This window comes from Pseudomonas sp. Y3 TE3536, from assembly GCF_053629175.1.
This window is the reverse complement of record NZ_JBRJHU010000001.1, coordinates 3209223-3228704: the sequence shown is the minus strand read 5'-3', so window position 1 is coordinate 3228704 and position 19482 is coordinate 3209223. Positions and strand designations below refer to the sequence as shown.

Below are 19482 nucleotides of genomic sequence, written 5' to 3'. Positions count from 1 at the left end.
TACGGTCGACCTGCATACCGTTGCAGATAAGGTAGTCAAACATGAGCGCTAGGCACTTTCTCTCCCTGCTGGACTTCACCACCGACGAATTGCTCGGGGTGATCCGCCGCGGCATCGAGCTGAAGGACCTGCGCAAGCGAAGCGTACTGTTCGAGCCGCTGAAAAACCGCGTGCTGGGCATGATCTTCGAAAAGTCCTCGACCCGGACCCGCGTGTCGTTCGAGGCCGGCATGATCCAGCTCGGCGGCCAGGCCATCTTCCTGTCACCTCGCGATACCCAGCTGGGCCGTGGCGAGCCGATCAGCGACAGCGCCATCGTGCTGTCGAGCATGGTCGACGTGGTGATGATCCGCACCCACGCCCACAGCACCCTCACCGAATTCGCCGCCAACTCGCGCGTGCCGGTGATCAACGGCCTGTCCGATGAGTCGCACCCGTGCCAGCTGCTGGCCGACATGCAGACATTCGTCGAACACCGTGGCTCGATCCAGGGCAAGACCGTGGCGTGGATCGGTGATGGCTTCAACATGTGCAACTCTTATATCGAAGCCGCCCAGCAGTTCGATTTCCAACTGCGCATCGCCTGCCCCGAAGGCTACGACCCGGATCCACGCTTCATGGCGCTGGGCGGTGATCGCGTGCAGATCATCCGCGACCCGAAGGAAGCCGTGCGCGGCGCGCACCTGGTGACCACCGATGTCTGGACTTCCATGGGCCAGGAGGAGGAAACTGCACGCCGCCTGGCGCATTTCGCGCCTTACCAGGTCACCCGCGAACTGCTCGACCTGGCGGCACCCGACGCCCTGTTCATGCACTGCCTGCCCGCCCACCGTGGTGAGGAAATCAGCCATGACCTGCTCGACGACCCTCGTTCGGTCGCCTGGGACCAGGCTGAAAACCGCCTGCATGCACAGAAGGCCCTTCTCGAATTCCTTGTAGAACCGGCTTACCACCACGCATGAGTCAACCCCTACTGCTCAACCTGCGCAACCTCGCCTGCGGCTACGGCGACCAGCGCATCGTCCAGAACCTCAACCTGCACCTGAACGCAGGCGACATTGGTTGCCTGCTGGGTTCATCCGGTTGTGGCAAGACCACCACCCTGCGCGCCATCGCCGGTTTCGAGCCTATTCATGAAGGCGAGATCCAACTGGCGGGCGAGGTCATTTCCCGTGCCGGCTTCACCCTGGCCCCGGAAAAACGCCGCATCGGCATGGTGTTTCAGGACTACGCCCTGTTCCCGCACCTGACCGTGGCCCAGAACATCGCCTTCGGCATCGCCAAGCACCCGCGCCAGGGTGAGGTGGTCGAAGAGATGCTCGAGCTGGTCAAGCTGGGCGGCTTGGGCGGTCGCTATCCGCACGAGCTGTCCGGTGGGCAGCAGCAACGGGTCGCCCTGGCCCGCGCGCTGGCGCCAGAGCCTCAGTTACTGCTGCTCGACGAGCCGTTCTCCAACCTCGACGTGGAACTGCGCCGCCGCTTGAGCCATGAGGTGCGCGACATCCTCAAGAGCCGGGGTACCAGCGCCATTCTGGTGACCCACGACCAGGAGGAAGCGTTTGCCGTCAGCGACCAGGTGGGTGTGTTCAAGGAAGGTCGCCTGGAGCAGTGGGATACGCCTTACAACCTCTACCACGAGCCGCAGACGCCGTTCGTGGCCAGCTTCATTGGCCAGGGCTACTTCATCCGTGGCCAGATGAGCAGCCACGAGGCAGTCAATACCGAACTCGGCGAACTGCGCGGCAACCGCGCCTACATCATGGCGCCAGGCAGCTCGGTGGATGTGCTGCTGCGCCCTGACGATATCGTGTATGCGCCAGACAGCCTGCTGCGGGCCAGTATCGTGGGCAAGAGCTTCCTGGGGGCATCGACCCTGTATCGCCTGCAACTGCCTACCGGCAGCCAGCTGGAGGCGATCTTCCCAAGCCATATCGATCATCAGGTCGGTGAGGATGTAGGGATTGCCGTGGCGGCCGATCACCTGGTGCTGTTCCCGGTGCCGGGCAGTGTCGCGGCGCAGTTGCCACGGCAGGAAAATGGCGTTCGCCGCTACAGCTCGGCGACCTGACCGAAAACTGGGGCCGCGTTAGCGGCCCCAGCGATTTCAACCCCTGCCAATACCGGCAAACGTGCCCTGGGTATGTTCAGCCAGCACCGCCGCCGCCAACTCCACCTCCAGCCCACGCCGCCCGGCGCTGACATGGATGGTTGCAAAGTTCTGCGCCGAGTCATCAATAAAGGTGCGCAAGCGCTTCTTCTGGCCTAACGGGCTGATGCCACCGACCAGATACCCCGTAGCCCGCTGGGCCGCCGCCGGGTCGGCCATCTCGCACTTCTTCACCCCCGCCGCATGGGCCAGTGCCTTGAGGTCCAAGGTGCCCACCACCGGCACCACGGCCACCAGTAACTCACCTTTCTCACTGCTCGCCAGCAAGGTCTTGAACACTTGCTGCGGATCGAGCCCGAGCTTTTCCGCTGCCTCCAAACCATAGGAGGCCGATTTAGGATCGTGCTCATAACTGTGCACACGATGCTCAGCGCGGGCTTTTTTCAACAGGTCTAGGGCGGGGGTCATGCGCAGGCTCCGGTCAGGGACAAGTCGGCGGCTACTTTAGGACATATCCCACATCCCAGCCAGTTCGGAGGCTACGCACCTGTCTAGCGTGCGGTTTCGCGACCCCATACTACGTCCAAAACGTGACTGACCGTTCACTTTCGACCTTTGACATAAGCGTTTCTTGTCTATATTTTTTCGTTTCTGAAGAAATGGTGCACATTTAAGGTGCATTTCCTGTATCTGCCTGGGGTCAATGGGGATCGACTCCGGGCTTTGCTGTCGAGCGCCACGCGCCTCACAACAAAAAAAACGAGGTCATACATGACGACTGCTCTACGCGAACCCACCTTGTCCAGCCAATGCCTGGCAGAATTTCTTGGCACCGCCCTGCTCATTTTTTTCGGCACCGGTTGCGTCGCCGCGCTCAAAGTCGCGGGTGCCAGCTTCGGCCTGTGGGAAATCAGCATTATCTGGGGCGTCGGCGTGAGCATGGCGATCTACTTCACCGCGGGTGTTTCCGGCGCGCACCTGAACCCGGCCGTGAGTATCGCCCTCACCCTGTTCGCCGGCTTCGACAAGCGCAAACTGCCGTTCTACATGCTGGCCCAGGTATGCGGCGCCTTCTGCGGCGCAGCCTTGGTCTACACCTTGTACAGCAACCTGTTCTTCGATTTCGAACAAGCCCACGCCATGCTACGAGGCAGCAGCGAAAGCCTGGAGCTGGCGTCGGTGTTCTCCACCTATCCGCACCCCTCGCTGTCCACTGGCCAGGCGTTCCTGGTGGAAGTGGTCATCACCGCCATCCTCATGGCCGTGATCATGGCCCTGACCGACGACAACAATGGCCTGCCCCGTGGCGCCGTGGCGCCGCTGCTCATCGGCCTGCTGATTGCCGTGATCGGCAGCGCCATGGGGCCGCTGACCGGCTTTGCGATGAACCCGGCCCGCGATTTCGGGCCAAAATTGATGACCTTCCTGGCCGGTTGGGGCGAAATCGCCTTCACTGGCGGACGGGACATTCCTTATTTCCTGGTACCGGTGTTCGCACCGATCCTTGGCGCATGCCTGGGCGCCGCAGCGTATCGCGGCCTGATCGCCCGCAACCTGCCAGTAGCGCCAACCGCAAGCGCTGAGACAAACGACAATCGCCAGGGCGATACTCAAGTCAACTGATGTGGCCTCACGCCCAAGCCCTGACTTCCCATTTTTGCAAGGCCTACGACCATGACAGACACCCTGGATAAGAACTACATCATCGCCCTGGACCAGGGCACCACCAGTTCGCGGGCCATCATTTTCGACCGCGACGCCAATGTGGTCGGCACCTCCCAGCGCGAATTCGCCCAGCATTATCCGCAGGCGGGCTGGGTCGAACACGACCCGATGGAGATTTTCGCTACCCAGAGCGCCACCTTGGTCGAGGCCCTCGCCCAGGCGGGCATCAGCCACGCCCAGGTCGCTGCGCTCGGCATTACCAACCAGCGTGAAACCACGGTGGTGTGGGACAAGGAAACCGGCCGCCCGGTGTACAACGCCATCGTCTGGCAGTGCCGCCGCAGCACCGAAATCTGCGCGCAGCTCAAGCGGGATGGCCATGAAGACTACATCCGCGAGTCCACCGGACTGGTCACCGACCCGTACTTCTCCGGCACCAAGCTCAAGTGGATCCTCGACAATGTCGAAGGCGCCCGTGAGCGCGCCGAACGTGGCGAGCTGCTGTTCGGTACCGTCGACACTTGGCTGATCTGGAAATTCTCCGGCGGCAAGGTCCATGTCACCGACTACACCAACGCGTCGCGCACGCTGATGTTCAATATTCACACACTGGAATGGGACGAAAAGCTGCTGGAAATCCTCGGCATCCCACGCCAGATGCTGCCCGAGGTTCGCCCCTCCTCCGAAGTCTACGGCCACACCAAGAGCGGCATTGCCATCGCCGGTATCGCTGGCGACCAGCAGTCTGCGCTGTTCGGCCAGATGTGCGTCGAGCCCGGCCAGGCCAAGAACACCTACGGCACCGGCTGCTTCCTGCTGATGAACACCGGCGACAAGGCCGTCAACTCGTCCCATGGCCTGCTCACCACCATCGCCTGCGGCCCGCGGGGTGAAGTGGCCTATGCACTGGAGGGCGCCGTGTTCAATGGTGGCTCTACCGTGCAGTGGCTGCGTGACGAGCTGAAGATCGTCAACGACGCACTCGATACCGAGTACTTCGCCAGCAAGGTCAAGGACAGCAATGGCGTGTACCTGGTGCCCGCCTTCACAGGCCTGGGCGCACCCTATTGGGACCCTTATGCCCGTGGCGCCCTGTTCGGCCTGACGCGCGGGGTTAAGGTCGACCACATCATTCGTGCAGCGCTGGAATCGATCGCCTACCAGACCCGTGACGTACTGGACGCCATGCAACAGGATTGCGGTTATCGCCTGTCCGAATTGCGCGTGGATGGCGGTGCGGTGGCCAACAACTTCCTCATGCAGTTCCAGGCCGACATCCTCGGCACCTGCGTGGAGCGCCCGAAAATGCGCGAGACCACAGCCCTCGGCGCCGCCTACCTGGCAGGCCTGGCCTGCGGCTTCTGGAGCAGCCTGGATGAGTTGCGCGACAAGGCGATCATCGAGCGCGAGTTCAGCCCGCAGCTGGACGAGACGCAGAAAGAGAAGCTTTACGCCGGGTGGCTGAAGGCCGTCGACCGTACCCGCGACTGGGAAGATCACGAAGCCTGACACCCTCCTGGAGGTGCAGCCTTGTGCTGCGAAGAAGCCAGTGATCAGACAGTGAATATTCGCTGCTAACACCGGCCTCTTCGCAGCACAAGGCTGCTCCTACACGCGTCCTGCACATTCGTCTACTGGCCGTCATCCGCTTCCTACGGCATCATTGCAGAATTTGTCCGGCAGCCCATAAGGACCGCCCATGAATCTGCCCCCCCGCCAACAACAAATCCTCGAGCTGGTCCGCGACCGCGGCTACGTCAGCATCGAAGAAATGGCGCAGCTGTTCGTCGTCACCCCGCAAACCATCCGCCGCGACATCAACCAGCTCGCCGAGCTCAACCTGCTGCGCCGCTACCACGGGGGTGCCGCGTATGACTCGAGCATCGAGAACACCGCCTACGCCATGCGCGCCGACCAGATGCGCGACGAGAAGCAGCGCATCGCCGAAGCCGTGGCCTCGCAGATTCCCGACCATGCCTCGCTGTTCATCAACATCGGCACAACGACCGAATCGATCGCCCGCGCACTGCTCAACCATAACCACCTGAAGGTGATTACCAACAACCTCCACGTGGCCTCGATCCTGGCGGCCAAGGACGATTTCGAAGTACTGGTGGCAGGTGGCACGGTGCGCCGCGATGGCGGTGTGGTCGGCCAGGCCAGCGTCGATTTCATCAACCAGTTCAAGGTTGACTTCGCCTTGGTTGGCATCAGCGGCATCGACGAAGATGGCAGCCTGCTGGACTTCGATTACCAGGAGGTACGGGTTTCCCAGGCCCTGATCGCCAATGCACGCCAGGTTATCCTGGCCGCCGACTCCAGCAAGTTCGGGCGCAATGCCATGGTTCGCCTGGGCTCGATCAGCCTGGTGGACTGTTTGGTGACCGACCAGACGCCGACGCCTGCCCTCGCCCACTTGCTTAACCAGTACAAGATTCGCCTCGACGTGGTGTGAAGCAGATTGTGGGACTGAAGCGTATGGATTGAGATTTTTATCGCTCTCGAGATCGAGCGCCGCCCGCGCGGCGCATCGCGAGCAACGCTCGCTCCTACGTTTGTTTCCGGCCAATTATTCCTGTGGCATTGGCGCACGGCCCTTGGCGCCCGCCTCAATGTCGCGTCGGACCAACCAGGCGGTCGCGTGCGCTGGCACAGGCGTGACTGGCCCGAAACAAACGTAGGAGCGAGCGTTGCTCGCGATGCGCCGCGCGGGCGGCGCTCGATCTCGACAACGCCAAATGAATCAAGCCCTACACCCGAATTTTCGTAAATGTTCACTTTATTGTCATCCGATCAGTATTTTCTATAAAGACTGACTGGATACCCGCCTTCTGTTGCGCTAGTATTTTCGGAAACGAACATCAATGTTCATATTCGATGTGAACAGCCCCAGGAGGCCTTGCCCGTGTCCCAGCCCGTTTCGTCCCAGCCCCCCCTCACCGACTGCTATGACCTCGCCGTGATCGGCGGTGGCATCAATGGTGTGGGCATTGCTGCCGACGCCGCCGGGCGCGGCCTGAAGGTGTTCCTTTGCGAAAAGGACGACCTGGCGCAGCACACGTCGTCGGCGAGCAGCAAGCTCATCCATGGTGGCCTGCGCTACCTGGAGCACTACGAGTTCCGCCTGGTGCGCGAAGCCCTGGCCGAGCGCGAAGTCCTGCTGGCCAAGGCGCCGCACATCGTCAAGCCAATGCGTTTCGTGCTGCCCCACCGCCCGCACCTGCGCCCGGCCTGGATGATCCGTGCCGGCCTGTTCCTCTACGACCACTTGGGCAAGCGCAAGCGCCTGGGCGCTTCGCGCAGCCTGCGCTTCGGCCCGGGCTACCCGCTCAAGCCGGCCATCACCCGCGGTTTCGAATACGCTGACTGCGCCGTGGACGACGCCCGCCTGGTCGTGCTCAATGCCATGGCAGCCCGCGAAAAAGGTGCGCACATCGTCACCCGCACCCGCTGCCTGCGTGCCGAGCGTGTCGATGGCGTGTGGCAGGTCGAGTTACAGCATGCCGACGGCAGCCTGCAGAGCATTCGTGCCCGCGCCCTGGTCAACGCTGCTGGCCCGTGGGTGGCCAGCTTCATCAAGGATGACCTCAAGCTGGATGCGCCTTACGGCATCCGCCTGATTCAGGGCAGCCACCTGATCGTCCCGCGCCTGTACGAAGGCGAGCACGCTTACATCCTGCAGAACGAAGACCAGCGCATCGTGTTCTGCATCCCTTACCTGGACCGCTTCACCCTGATCGGCACCACCGACCGTGAGTACAGCGGCGACCCGGCCCAGGTGAAAATCACCGAGGCCGAGACCGACTACCTGCTCAAGGTGGTCAACGCGCACTTCAACCATCAGCTCAGCCGTGCCGACATCCTGCACACCTACTCCGGCGTACGCCCGCTGTGCAACGACGAGTCGGACAACCCGTCGGCCGTGACCCGCGACTACACCCTGGCGCTGTCGGCAGGTGAAGGCCAGGCGCCGTTGCTGTCGGTGTTCGGCGGCAAGCTCACCACGTACCGCAAGCTGGCCGAATCGGCCATGGCCGAGCTCAAACCGTTCTTCACCCAGATGCGCGCCAGCTGGACCGCTACAGCGCCGCTGCCCGGCGGGGAAGACATGACCACCGCGCAGGCACTGACCGACGCCATTCTGGCGCAGTACGGGTGGCTGCCGGTGGACATCGCCAAACGCTGGGCAGTGACTTACGGCAGCCGCGTATGGCGCCTGCTCGAGGGTATTCAGGGCCCGGAAGGTTTGGGCCAGGCCATTGGCGGCGGCCTCTTCAGCCGCGAAGTCGACTACCTGCGCAGCGAAGAGTGGGCTGTAGATGCTGCCGACATTCTGTGGCGCCGTACCAAACTGGGCCTGTTCACATCGCCTGCGGAACAGCAGGCGCTGCACGACTACCTAGTGACAGCGCCGCTGAGCCAAACTTCGTTCAAGGCTGCCTGAAGGCGACGTTGAAGCCGGTGCCGCCTGCGCGGCACCCGCTCACGGCAACACCCCATCAATCCCGAACCAACGGTCAAACGCTTCGCGGGCCAGCGTGACAATCAAGTCGCGCTCGCCGTCGTGTATGGCTTGCACGATGCCTTCGCAGTACTTCAAGTATTGCTCCTCACTGACCTCTCCCGCTTCTGCACGCTCCCGGTAGGCCTCTTCAGGTGCCCGGAACGCGTCCACCAGCGCCGTGAAGCGGCGCTCGTAACGGTCCCGCACGTAATGTTCCCAAAACGCCTGATCAGCCAGTGCCTGAGTCAAACGCTCTGGGGTTTCCGCGCGTAAAACTTCGACCCTGGCGTTGTTCAGGTCGGCGGGGGTCAACCCGGCATAGGCTTCAAAATGCAGGGCAGCAGGTTGGGCAGGCAGGCGCAGCGGGCCCGCCAAGCGAACACGGTAGGTGAGGTAGACTTCGATATCGTCCACATCGTGCCCAGCATCGCGAATCCTCTGGATACGCCGCGTCGCGATCTCATCCAGCGCATCCAGGCGAAACAGTGAGCGGCTCAGGCGCATCAGCTCAACCTCGCTCTGGGCAATGGACATCCCCGAGGTGTGCCGGTGGATCAACGCACTCACCTCCATCTGGCTGAACAGCCACAACAGGCGGTCCTCGCAGGAAGCGTTGCCGCCCGACATGATGAACAACTGTTCACGCAGTTCAGTGTTCTGCTCGCAGGCCTCGATGATGTTCCAGACCCTGGCCCGATAGTAGGTTGGTCGCTGCACAAAGTCGGACGATCGAGCGAAGTCGCGGAGGAAGTTGAAGAAAGGCCGGGACGTCGTTTCCAACTGCAGGTTACGCCACTGCATCTCGCGCTCGCTACGTTGTGCGCCCGTCGAGCCGAGCAACCAGTGCTCGCGCTCGTTTACCTGCACCAGCTGATGACGGAACGACGAAGTGCCCGACAGTTGATTCAGGTACTCCTCGCTCGCTTCATCCAAGGGATTGTCGTGCAGGGCCATGCGCTGCAGACGCTGGCGCAGGCCGTGGAGGTCCTGATTGACCTGACGGATCTGGTTGTTGCGCAGGTCGGCGACGCCGCGCAGTGGCAACTGCTGCAGGCGCGAGGGGAATGAGGTGATACCTGTCGAGCGCAGCCCCACCGGCCTGAGGTGGATCAACCCACGTATATCGGGGGCAAAGCCGAGCGGGTTGTAATTGAGCTCAAGCGTTTGCAAGTGGGTCAAGGCACTGAGCCGGCGGTTGCCGGCGACGTCCATGATGATCCGATTGTGATCCAACTGCAGCCCCCGCAGCGCTGTCAGCCGCTCTACGCCCGGCGGGATGGCGGCAAGATGATTCGCACGTAGGTCAAGCTCGCGCAGGTTAGGGAAGCGCGCGAGGAAATCAGGATCGATTTCCGACAAGTCCATGTCGCGCAGGGTCAGCCGCGTGACATGCGGGAAGCTCACCCCCTCTTCCAGCGTGGGCAAGCTGCCGACACGTTCGCCGCGAATGTCTAGCGCGTAGGTGCCATCGCTGCGCAGGCCCGTCTTGCATCGCCAGCAACGGCGGATGCTGTTCGCGACCCGACCACGCCGCAGCAGGTCCAGCACGCCAGCGTGTTCCATACGCCACCGCCGCAAGACCTGGCGCAGGCTCGCCAGTTGCTGGCTGAGCTCGCTGTAGTGCTGCCACGGGTCGACCCCGCGTGCAATCAGGTCCAGCAGATAGCGTTGCAACTGGCTGTCGCCAAGGGTCGGGAAGATTTGCCGCAGCCCTCGCCGGCTGGCCTGCCCACGGCTTTCGCCGCGCCCACTGAGTGGGTAACCCAGGCGCCCGTCTCCCCACCGCACGGGCGGCCGCACGCCACCGCCTATCGGCGCCTGGCCGATCAACTGCGCGGCCAGGTCACGATGCGTGCGGGCGTGCTCGGCCAGCAGGTCGCTCAGCGCTCGCGTGTCCAGCGTGCGGGTCCCCAGTGCGTCTGTTTGCGCGTCACTCAAGGTCAACGAAAGTGCCTGCAGCAGGCTGTCGGTTGGAACAGTGCCTGCCAACAGCTCACCCGTCGCAGCGTAGGCGGTATATCCAGTCGGCGTTTTGACGATACTGAACCGCTGAGCAGCAGCATCCGCGCCGGCATGTGCCAATACCGCCCCTGTGCGGCTCTCGGCTCGCACTTCGACGGCATAGGGTTCAAGCCACGGCGCCAAGTGTTCGATAAGGCCAACGGCCAGCTTCGCGGTATCGGCATTGGCTGCCGAAGCCTGACGTAAACCTGCGCAGGCACGGTCAAGGCGGCTGTCGCGCAAAAACCAGCGCGCGCGTTCAGCCAAGGCCAAGGGGACGCGATCACTGGCCAGCATCTGCTCGACCTGCTGGCTGTCGACCTGCTGGATAATTTCATGGGCCCCGCGCTGCGACAGGCCAGGGAAGTCCCGGCGCAGCGCGACACTGGCCAACTCTTCATTGCCTTGCGCTGTGCTGACCAGAAACTCGAACGCCTCGCCCTGTACGGTGGGGAATTGCTCATGCAAGCGGTAGCGCTCCAAGGCATCGAGCAACCGTGCGGGAGGCGGCGCGTTTTCCAGGTGCAGACGCCTTAGCTGTGCGTCATCGAAGCCCGTGCTGTCGAGCACCCTGCGTACGTCTTCATCGCTGACGTCGGCCAGTTCAGCGCTCAACCGCCGCATCAAGCGCGCAGGCTCTGCCCACTCCTCTGCACGCTCCAGCGCATGCCGCCAGCCCCCAGTGCCGTTGTGCTCGAGCATTGGCTGAAAGGCCTCGCTGCGCTGAGGATGACGGATGAACAGGTGCTCGCCATCCTTGTAGCCCGCCAACTGAAAACTGGCTTCGTGCAACTTCAATTGCCACTGGTCATCCTCCGGGATCAGTTCGCCAACCGTCACGCCCTGCTCCTTTACCCGGTAAGCAGACAGGTCATGGGCACACAGCTTGACGTGACCGGCATCGGTGCGAATCGGCGACAGCTCATCGACGAACACGATGCGCTTGAGCACGTGCCCCGCCACTGCTGTGCCAGCGCCTATCGCAGCGCCCAGTGCAACACTTTCAGCCACACTGAACACGTGCTCCAGCGCCCCTTGGCGATCGCCCAACTGCCAATCCTGGTAACCCTCGTAGACCTCATCGGCAATCTGCACGGCAGCGACCGCGAGCATCAATTCGCCCACCACCGGCACGAACAGCCCAGCCAGGTTCAACAAGGTCAGTCCCGCTTGCTGATACCCCCTCAGCCGCTCATCCCGCGTCTTGCTGTCCTCGTCGGCAGTGGGTACGGCCAGCACACGGGCATCATCGAGCATCTTGTCGATGCGCGAAGCACGCAGGAAGGCAAACACTGGTTGGTTGATGGCAAAGTCACGACCATCGAGCTGCAGCACAGCCCCCTCAGCGCTCGACGACAGCAAACGCTTCAAGGTGCCGAAAAAGGCAACCCGATCACGCTCGGCGATGAACCGCGCCATGAACGCCGCATAGTGTGGGTCGCGCAGGCGCAGGCCCATGGCCTGGTAGAACGCCCACCAGGATTCGAACACCTGCACGGGCTGCTGAGGGTCACCCGGTATCCAGAGCAGGATCCCGCGCAAATAAGCCTGATCGCGGTCTTGAATCTCGATGGCCACCACCCCGTGCAGGCACTTGCCCAGCAGGTAGACCTGGCGAGCCGTCAACACAACAGGGTAAGCAGGCACCACAGCAGGCTTTGCAAAGATCGGCAGTGTCTGCAGGTAGTTGTCGTGGCTGATCTGGCCTTTGAGGGCTGCCAGGCGTACAGCCGCTTCCATCGACGAGCGCAGGGCCTCCTCCAGCAATGCCTCGACCTCACGACGGGCCTGACCGGGTTCGTCGCCTGGCCGATCTGCTGGCAGCAGATGCGCGCGCAACAGGGCCTGATAGCGGCCGCCCAGGTCGAGCGTGCGGCACAACTTGGCGAAGCGCTCGAACGATACCGACAGCGTGACACCGGCCACATCGCGCAGCGCGACCTGGGTGAAAGGCCCTGGCTTGGTTTCTGCCTGGGTGAAGTTGTGCAGCGCGGTCGTCAACAGAGGCTGAGTCGAGATGCGGACAATGTTCGGCGACGGCGTTGGCGGAATGGGCGTTGCCAGAATGATTTGAACCACCTTGCGCAGTGTCGCTTTGCGCACGTCAGTGCTTACCTTGAAACGCCGACGCAACGCGTCCTCCAGCAGTGCGGCGGCAAAGTCGTCCAGGGCCGGAATGTGGCTGAACAACTGCCGCACACGCTCAGCACTGTGCTGCTGCTGACGCAGCGCCTGGTGAAGCGCACGCTGCTGGTCGATCGTGGCCGAGGTAAGCCAGGCCGGTAAACGTTGGGAAATCAGGGCATCTATCGAAGCAGGCGCTTCATCGGCAGAAAGGGTCATGGCAGTGCGGTCCGTAAAAGCCGTTAACAGACCACGCTGCAAACCGTCACCTGCGGTAACTAAATCTAGGCCCCATTCATTCGGGTTTCCGAACAGCAAAAGCCAACCCATTCGGAATCACGGACAACACATGCTGTCGATTTACTGTCAAAAAAGATCGATACCCCGTAATTTCGGGGCGTTATGATCAAGAAGGAAGCTTGGCACGACTCATGCTCTACACTCTTTAGCCGAATGCACCCGCTTCATGTTGTATTCGTTGAACGAAAGAGTCCGCCAACGGCTCCATAAAAAAAACAAACATGTCGAGGAAAATTTGATGCGTATCGTTCGTCAATTGCTGGGCGCCGCTATCGCGGCTGCAGTCATCGCTTCGCCGGCCATGGCCGAGGAGCTGACCGGCACCCTGAAGAAGATCAAGGACTCGGGCACCATCACATTGGGCCACCGCGACTCCTCCATTCCATTTTCCTACCTGGCAGGCAAGCCGGAACCCGTGGGCTACTCCCACGACATCCAGCTGGCCGTGGTCGAGGCCCTGAAAAAACAACTGGGCACCGACATCAAGGTCAAATACAACCTCGTCACCTCCCAGACCCGCATCCCGCTGGTGCAAAACGGCACCGTCGACCTGGAGTGCGGCTCCACCACCAACAACGTCGAGCGCCAGCAGCAAGTCGGTTTCTCGGTCGGCATCTTCGAAGTCGGCACCCGCCTGCTGACCAAGGTCAAGGACGGTCAGCCTTCCTATAAAGACTTCCCGGACCTGGCTGGCAAAAACGTGGTGACCACCGCCGGCACCACCTCCGAGCGCATCCTCAAGGCGATGAACGCCGACAAGCAAATGAAGATGAACGTGATTTCCGCCAAGGACCACGGTGAAGCCTTCAACATGCTCGAAGGCGGCCGCGCCGTGGCCTTCATGATGGACGACGCCCTGCTGGCCGGTGAAATGGCCAAGGCTCGCAAACCGGCCGACTGGGTTATCACCGGTACCCCTCAGTCGTACGAAATCTACGGCTGCATGGTGCGCAAGGAAGACGCTGCGTTCAAGAAAGCGGTCGACGAGGCCATCGTGGCTTACTTCAAGTCGGGCGAAGTCAACAAGAGCTACGACAAGTGGTTCATGCAGCCAATCCCGCCAAAGGGCCTGAACCTGCAGTTCCAGATGAGCGACGAGCTGAAAAAACTGATCGCCGAGCCGACCGACAAAGCGGCGGACGAGAAGAAGTCCTGATCCTCAGATAGTGGCCTGGTGCGCATGCGCACGAATCAATTCTGCAGGCCACTCATTAGTGTCTAACCTTTCATCCGAGGGCGCCATGCGCCCCCGGATGTTCGAAGGTGCCCGTGAAACAACCGTCTGAGGGGAAATCCCGATGAATTACAACTGGGACTGGGGCGTGTTCTTCAAGTCCACCGGCGTGGGCAGCGAAACCTATCTGGACTGGTACATCACCGGCCTGGGCTGGACCATCGCCATCGCCATCACCGCCTGGATCATCGCGCTGCTGCTGGGGTCTGTCCTTGGCGTCATGCGTACTGTGCCGAACCGCCTGGTATCGGGCATCGCCACTGCCTATGTGGAACTGTTCCGCAACGTGCCGCTGCTGGTGCAGCTGTTCATCTGGTACTTCCTGATACCGGACCTGCTGCCCGAAGGCCTGCAGGAATGGTTCAAGCAGGACCTCAACCCGACCACCTCGGCGCTGATCAGCGTGGTTGTGTGCCTGGGCCTGTTCACTGCGGCCCGTGTTTGCGAACAAGTGCGCACCGGCATCCAGGCGCTCCCCCGCGGCCAGGAATCCGCAGCCCGCGCCATGGGCTTCAGCCTGCCGCAGATCTACACCAACGTGCTGCTGCCGCAAGCCTACCGGATCATCATTCCGCCGCTCACGTCAGAGTTCCTCAACGTGTTCAAGAACTCCTCGGTGGCCTCGCTGATCGGCCTGATGGAGCTGCTGGCACAAACCAAGCAGACCGCAGAGTTCTCCGCCAACCTGTTCGAGGCGTTCACCCTGGCCACGCTGATTTACTTCACCCTGAACATGGGCCTGATGCTGCTCATGCGCCTGGTCGAGAAAAAAGTCGCAGTACCTGGCCTGATTTCCGTGGGAGGCAAGTAAATGGACATGGATTTCAGCGAAATCATCCCCGCCCTGCCCGCCCTCTGGGAAGGCATGATCATGACCCTGCAACTGATGGTCATGGGCGTGGTCGGCGGTATCGCACTCGGCACCCTCCTGGCGCTGATGCGCCTGTCGTCGAGCAAACTGCTGTCGCGGCTGGCGGGCGCTTACGTCAACTACTTCCGCTCGATCCCGCTGCTGCTGGTGATCACCTGGTTCTACCTGGCGGTGCCGTTCGTGCTGCGTTGGATCACCGGCGAAGACACCCCCGTCGGTGCGTTTACCTCCTGCGTGGTCGCGTTCATGATGTTCGAGGCGGCCTACTTCTGCGAAATCGTCCGTGCCGGTGTGCAGTCGATCTCCAAGGGCCAGATGGGCGCCGCGCAAGCGCTGGGCATGAACTACGCCCAGACCATGCGCCTGATCATCCTGCCCCAGGCCTTCCGCAAGATGACCCCTTTGCTGCTGCAGCAAAGTATCATCCTGTTCCAGGACACCTCGCTGGTGTATACCGTGGGCCTGGTCGACTTCCTCAACTCGGCACGCTCCAACGGCGACATCATCGGGCGCTCGCATGAGTTTCTGATCTTCGCCGGGGTCGTCTATTTCATCATCAGCTTCTCCGCTTCGTGGCTGGTCAAGCGCCTGCAAAAAAGGATCACCGTATGATTTCCATCAAGAACGTCAACAAGTGGTACGGCGACTTCCAGGTACTGACCGACTGCAGCACCGACGTCAAGAAGGGTGAAGTGGTAGTGGTGTGCGGGCCGTCGGGCTCGGGCAAGTCCACCCTGATCAAGTGCGTCAACGCGCTGGAGCCGTTCCAGAAGGGCGACATCGTGGTCGATGGCACCTCGATTGCCGACCCGAAGACCAACCTGCCGAAACTGCGCTCGCGGGTGGGCATGGTGTTCCAGCACTTCGAGCTGTTCCCGCACCTGACCATCACCGAAAACCTGACCATTGCCCAGCGCAAGGTGCTCGGCCGCAGCGAGGCAGAAGCCTCCAAAAAAGGCCTGGCCCTGCTCGATCGCGTCGGCCTCAGCGCGCATGCCAAGAAACACCCCGGCCAGCTTTCCGGCGGCCAGCAGCAACGGGTGGCGATCGCCCGCGCCCTGGCCATGGACCCAATCGTCATGCTGTTCGACGAACCCACCTCGGCACTGGACCCTGAAATGGTCAGTGAAGTGCTCGATGTGATGGTTCAGCTGGCCAACGAGGGCATGACCATGATGTGCGTGACCCACGAGATGGGCTTTGCCCGCAAGGTCGCCAACCGGGTCATCTTCATGGACAAAGGCAGCATCATCGAAGACTGCACCAAAGAAGAGTTCTTCGGCGACCAGAACGCCCGCGACCAACGCACCCAGCACTTCCTCAGCAAGATCCTGCAACACTAAGCCGGCCTCAGCGTCCGCTGCCCGCCCCCATCGGGCAGCGGACGCTGGTCGTGACAAGGCCACTGTGATGAAATGCGATCCTTCGCTTCTTCTCCCTGCCAGACCTGCCGTGAATTCCCGCCTGATTCGTCAATTGCTGTTACCCCCCCTGGTCATCCTGCTGATGGTCGGCCTCGGCATGGCCGGTTACTTGGTCAGCGAGAGCAATGGCATCCGCAGCCTGAGCGAAAACGGCGAGCGTCAGCTGGAGCTGCACGCGCGCACGGTCGAGAGCGAGATCAGCAAATACACCTACCTGCCCAGCCTGCTGGAGCTTGAAGACAGCGTCTCGCACCTGCTCACCGAGCCCGATGGCGGCTCCCGCCAGGCGGTCAACGAATACCTCGAAGGCCTGAACCGGCGCAGCCGCAGCCGGGCAATCTTCGTGCTCGACACCAACGGCCGGGTGCAGGCCACCAGCAACTGGCGCGATGCCGATTCGTTTCTGGGTGAAGACCTGTCGTTCAGGGCCTACTTCCAGACTGCCGTACGCGGCGAGCCCGGGCGCTTCTATGGCATCGGCAGCACCACCGGCGAGGCCGGCTACTACCTGGCCCATGGCCTGGAAGAACACGGCAAGATCATAGGCGTTGCGGTGATCAAGGTACGCCTGGACACCCTCGAGGAACGTTGGCAGCGCGCCCGCCTGGAAGCGTTCGTCAGCGATGAGAACGGCATCATCATTCTGTCCAGTGACCCGGCCCGGCGCTTGAAGTCGGTGCGCCCGCTGACCCCGCAAATCAAGGAACGCCTGGCGCGCAGCCTGCAGTATTACTGGTGGCCGCTGAACGAGCTGCAACCTCTGGCGCGGGAAACCCTCGCCGATGGTGTTGAAAAGCTGACCTTCCCGGCCAACAGCGAAACAGCACAAGGCAAGGCCCATGAAGTGGCCTACCTGGCCCAGACCCGTCGCCTGGTCGACACCCCGTGGCATTTCACCCTGCTGACCCCGCTGCAAGACCTGCGCCGAGAATCGATGGTGCAAGGCATCCTGGTCGGGGTGGCATTCGCCCTGCTGGCCATCCTGGGCATCGCCTGGAACGAACGCCGCAAGGTCATCGCCACCCGCCTGGCCGCCCGTGAGGCGCTGCAGGAAGCCAACAGCCAACTCGAACGCCGCATCACCGAACGCACCGCCGACTTGCGTGCCAGCAATGAGCGGCTGAAGGGGCAGATCCGCGAGCGCCGGCATGCTGAGCAAACCCTGCGCCATGCCCAGGATGAGCTGGTGCAGGCGGGCAAGCTGGCTGCCATCGGGCAGATGTCGACCAGCATCGCCCACGAACTCAACCAGCCCTTGGCCGCGCTGCGCACGTTGTCCGGCAACACCGTACGCTTCCTCGAACGCGGCGCGCTGGAAACGGCCAGCACCAACCTGCGTACCATGAACGACCTGATCGACCGCATGGGCCGAATCACCGCCAGCCTGCGTTCGTTCGCCCGCCGTGGCGACGACGGTGGCCAGGCCTCGCTGGCCAAGGCGGTGGACGCCACCCTGCAGGTACTGGCCAACCGCATCAGTGGCTGCCACTTGCAATTGCACAACCAGTTCGAAGACCATCAATTGGCCATCGACCAGACCCGCCTGGAGCAGATCCTGGTCAACCTGATCGGCAACGCCATCGACGCCATGGCCACCCAGCCCCTGCCAGAGCTGTGGCTCGAAGGCGAACTGCAGGGTGACAAGTATCGCCTGCGGGTGCGCGACAACGGCCATGGCATCGACGCCGAGGCACGCAAGCATCTGTTCGAACCCTTCTTCACCACCAAACCGGGCGAACATGGCCTGGGCCTGGGCCTGACCTTGTCGGCGAGCCTTGCCGCCGCCGCCAAAGGCAGCCTGAACGTCGAGCATCCTGTCAGTGGCGGGACGGCCTTCGTGCTTGTCCTGCCCCTGGTATCCCCCCCTAGCGAATCGGCAGAGCACCCATGAACCAAGCGCCTCTCACCGTCCTGATTGTCGAAGACGACCCGCATGTGCTGCTCGGCTGCCAGCAGGCATTGGCCCTGGAAGACATCGCCTGCGAAGGGGTCGGCAGCGCCGAACAGGCCCTGGAACGCATCGGCGACGACTTTGCCGGCATCGTCGTCAGCGACATTCGCCTGCCCGGCATCGATGGCCTTGAGCTGCTCAACCGCCTCAAGGCCCGCGACCGCAGCCTGCCGGTGGTGCTGATCACCGGCCACGGCGATATCGACATGGCGGTCGGCGCCATGCGCAACGGCGCCTACGATTTCATGGAAAAGCCCTTCTCGCCCGAGCGCCTGGTCGACGTGGTGCGCCGCGCCCTCGAACAGCGCGGCCTGTCCCGCGAGGTGGTTGCCTTGCGCCGCCAACTGGCCGAACAGAGCAGCCTGGAGGGCCGCATCATTGGCCGCTCGCCGGCCATGGAACACCTGCGTGAACTGATCGCCAACGTCGCCGACACCTCGGCCAACGTGCTGATCGAAGGCGAGACCGGCACCGGCAAAGAACTGGTCGCCCGCTGCCTGCACGATTTCAGCCGCCGCCAGGGCCAACCTTTCGTGGCGCTGAACTGCGGCGGCCTGCCCGAAAACCTCTTCGAGAGCGAAATTTTCGGCCACGAAGCCAACGCCTTTACCGGCGCAGGTAAACGCCGAATCGGCAAAATCGAACACGCCAATGGCGGCACGCTGTTCCTCGACGAGGTCGAGAGCATGCCGATCAACCTGCAGATCAAACTGCTGCGGGTGTTGCAGGAGCGCACACTGGAGCGGCTGGGCTCGAACCAGAGCATCGCGGTGGATTGCCGGGTAATCGCCGCGACCAAGTCCGACCTCGATGCCATGGGGCAGAACGGGCAGTTTCGCAGTGACCTGTACTACCGGCTGAACGTGGTGACGCTGGAGCTCCCCCCCCTGCGTGAGCGCCGCGAAGACATCCTGCAATTGTTCGAACACTTCCTGCAGCAATCGGCCCTGCGCTTCGACCGTGAAGCACCGACACTGGACAGCCAGACCTTGTCGCGGTTGATGGCCCATGACTGGCCGGGCAACGTGCGAGAACTGCGCAACGTTGCCGAGCGTCATGCCTTGGGCTTACCGGCCTTCAAGAAGGGCCCGAGTGGCGGCGCCAGCCAGGGCCTGGGTTTTTCCGAGGCTGTCGAGGCCTTTGAACGCAACCTGCTCAGCGATGCCTTGCAACGCACCGGCGGCAACCTCAGCCAGGCCAGCCAGGAGCTGGGCATGGCCAAGACCACGCTGTTCGACAAAGTGAAAAAGTACGGGCTGGGCTGAAAATCGGCGGCGCTTGCCCGCGAAGCAGCCAATGCC

The 19482-nt window shown here is 62.4% G+C and carries 14 protein-coding genes; 12 read left to right on the top strand and 2 right to left on the bottom strand.

Going from position 1 to position 19482, the window contains the following annotated elements; translation table 11 throughout:
- Positions 1-41 precede the first annotated feature (41 nt).
- Both argF and AB7M33_RS14600 read left to right on the top strand, forming a co-directional pair.
- A complete protein-coding gene (gene argF / locus AB7M33_RS14605) occupies positions 42-962 on the top strand; it encodes an ornithine carbamoyltransferase (protein ID WP_085273557.1) in 921 nt (306 codons plus the stop codon).
- Positions 959-2068 (top strand): ABC transporter ATP-binding protein, encoded by a 1110-nt coding sequence (locus AB7M33_RS14600; RefSeq protein ID WP_099430271.1) that lies wholly within the window; start codon positions 959-961, stop codon positions 2066-2068. Before argF ends, AB7M33_RS14600 begins: the two co-directional genes overlap by 4 nt.
- 36 nt (positions 2069-2104) lie before the next feature.
- Here the strand turns inward: AB7M33_RS14600 and ybaK are convergent, their stop codons facing one another.
- Positions 2105-2575 (bottom strand): Cys-tRNA(Pro) deacylase, encoded by a 471-nt coding sequence (gene ybaK, locus AB7M33_RS14595; RefSeq protein WP_054899441.1) that lies wholly within the window; start codon positions 2573-2575, stop codon positions 2105-2107.
- Positions 2576-2878: 303 nt separating this feature from the next.
- Here ybaK and AB7M33_RS14590 point away from each other — a divergent pair, with 303 nt between their 5' ends.
- The 4 genes from AB7M33_RS14590 to glpD all read left to right on the top strand — a co-directional run bounded on the left by AB7M33_RS14590 (position 2879) and on the right by glpD (position 8216).
- Positions 2879-3730, top strand: a complete 852-nt coding sequence (locus AB7M33_RS14590; protein ID WP_027594186.1) for an MIP/aquaporin family protein — start codon at positions 2879-2881, stop codon at positions 3728-3730.
- Between the two features lie 51 nt (positions 3731-3781).
- Positions 3782-5281: a glycerol kinase GlpK gene (gene glpK / locus AB7M33_RS14585; protein WP_099455148.1), complete on the top strand. Its 1500-nt coding sequence runs from the start codon at positions 3782-3784 to the stop codon at positions 5279-5281.
- A 190-nt stretch (positions 5282-5471) separates the two neighbouring features.
- Positions 5472-6227 (top strand): DNA-binding transcriptional repressor GlpR, encoded by a 756-nt coding sequence (gene glpR, locus AB7M33_RS14580; protein WP_027594184.1) that lies wholly within the window; start codon positions 5472-5474, stop codon positions 6225-6227.
- Positions 6228-6677: 450 nt separating this feature from the next.
- On the top strand, positions 6678-8216 hold the full coding sequence (glpD, locus tag AB7M33_RS14575; protein ID WP_265968739.1) for a glycerol-3-phosphate dehydrogenase: 1539 nt from the start codon (positions 6678-6680) through the stop codon (positions 8214-8216).
- 39 nt (positions 8217-8255) lie between these two features.
- Here glpD and AB7M33_RS14570 read toward each other — a convergent pair whose 3' ends face one another.
- On the bottom strand, positions 8256-12620 hold the full coding sequence (locus tag AB7M33_RS14570; RefSeq protein ID WP_454243026.1) for an NEL-type E3 ubiquitin ligase domain-containing protein: 4365 nt from the start codon (positions 12618-12620) through the stop codon (positions 8256-8258).
- 319 nt (positions 12621-12939) lie between these two features.
- On the opposite strand from AB7M33_RS14570, the gene AB7M33_RS14565 reads away from it, so the two are divergent.
- The 6 genes from AB7M33_RS14565 to AB7M33_RS14540 all read left to right on the top strand — a co-directional run bounded on the left by AB7M33_RS14565 (position 12940) and on the right by AB7M33_RS14540 (position 19446).
- Entirely contained in the window at positions 12940-13857 is a 918-nt protein-coding gene (locus AB7M33_RS14565) for a glutamate/aspartate ABC transporter substrate-binding protein (protein WP_454243025.1), read from the top strand.
- Between the two features lie 142 nt (positions 13858-13999).
- On the top strand, positions 14000-14746 hold the full coding sequence (locus tag AB7M33_RS14560; RefSeq protein ID WP_265968733.1) for an amino acid ABC transporter permease: 747 nt from the start codon (positions 14000-14002) through the stop codon (positions 14744-14746).
- Complete coding sequence (locus AB7M33_RS14555; protein WP_265968731.1) at positions 14747-15418, top strand: amino acid ABC transporter permease; 672 nt, start codon at positions 14747-14749, stop codon at positions 15416-15418.
- Complete coding sequence (locus tag AB7M33_RS14550) at positions 15415-16149, top strand: amino acid ABC transporter ATP-binding protein (RefSeq protein WP_027594178.1); 735 nt, start codon at positions 15415-15417, stop codon at positions 16147-16149. Before AB7M33_RS14555 ends, AB7M33_RS14550 begins: the two co-directional genes overlap by 4 nt.
- Positions 16150-16216: 67 nt before the next feature.
- On the top strand, positions 16217-18121 hold the full coding sequence (locus AB7M33_RS14545; protein WP_085273563.1) for a two-component sensor histidine kinase AauS: 1905 nt from the start codon (positions 16217-16219) through the stop codon (positions 18119-18121).
- Positions 18118-19446 (top strand): two-component response regulator AauR, encoded by a 1329-nt coding sequence (locus tag AB7M33_RS14540; protein ID WP_085273564.1) that lies wholly within the window; start codon positions 18118-18120, stop codon positions 19444-19446. Before AB7M33_RS14545 ends, AB7M33_RS14540 begins: the two co-directional genes overlap by 4 nt.
- The last annotated feature ends 36 nt before the right edge of the window (positions 19447-19482 follow it).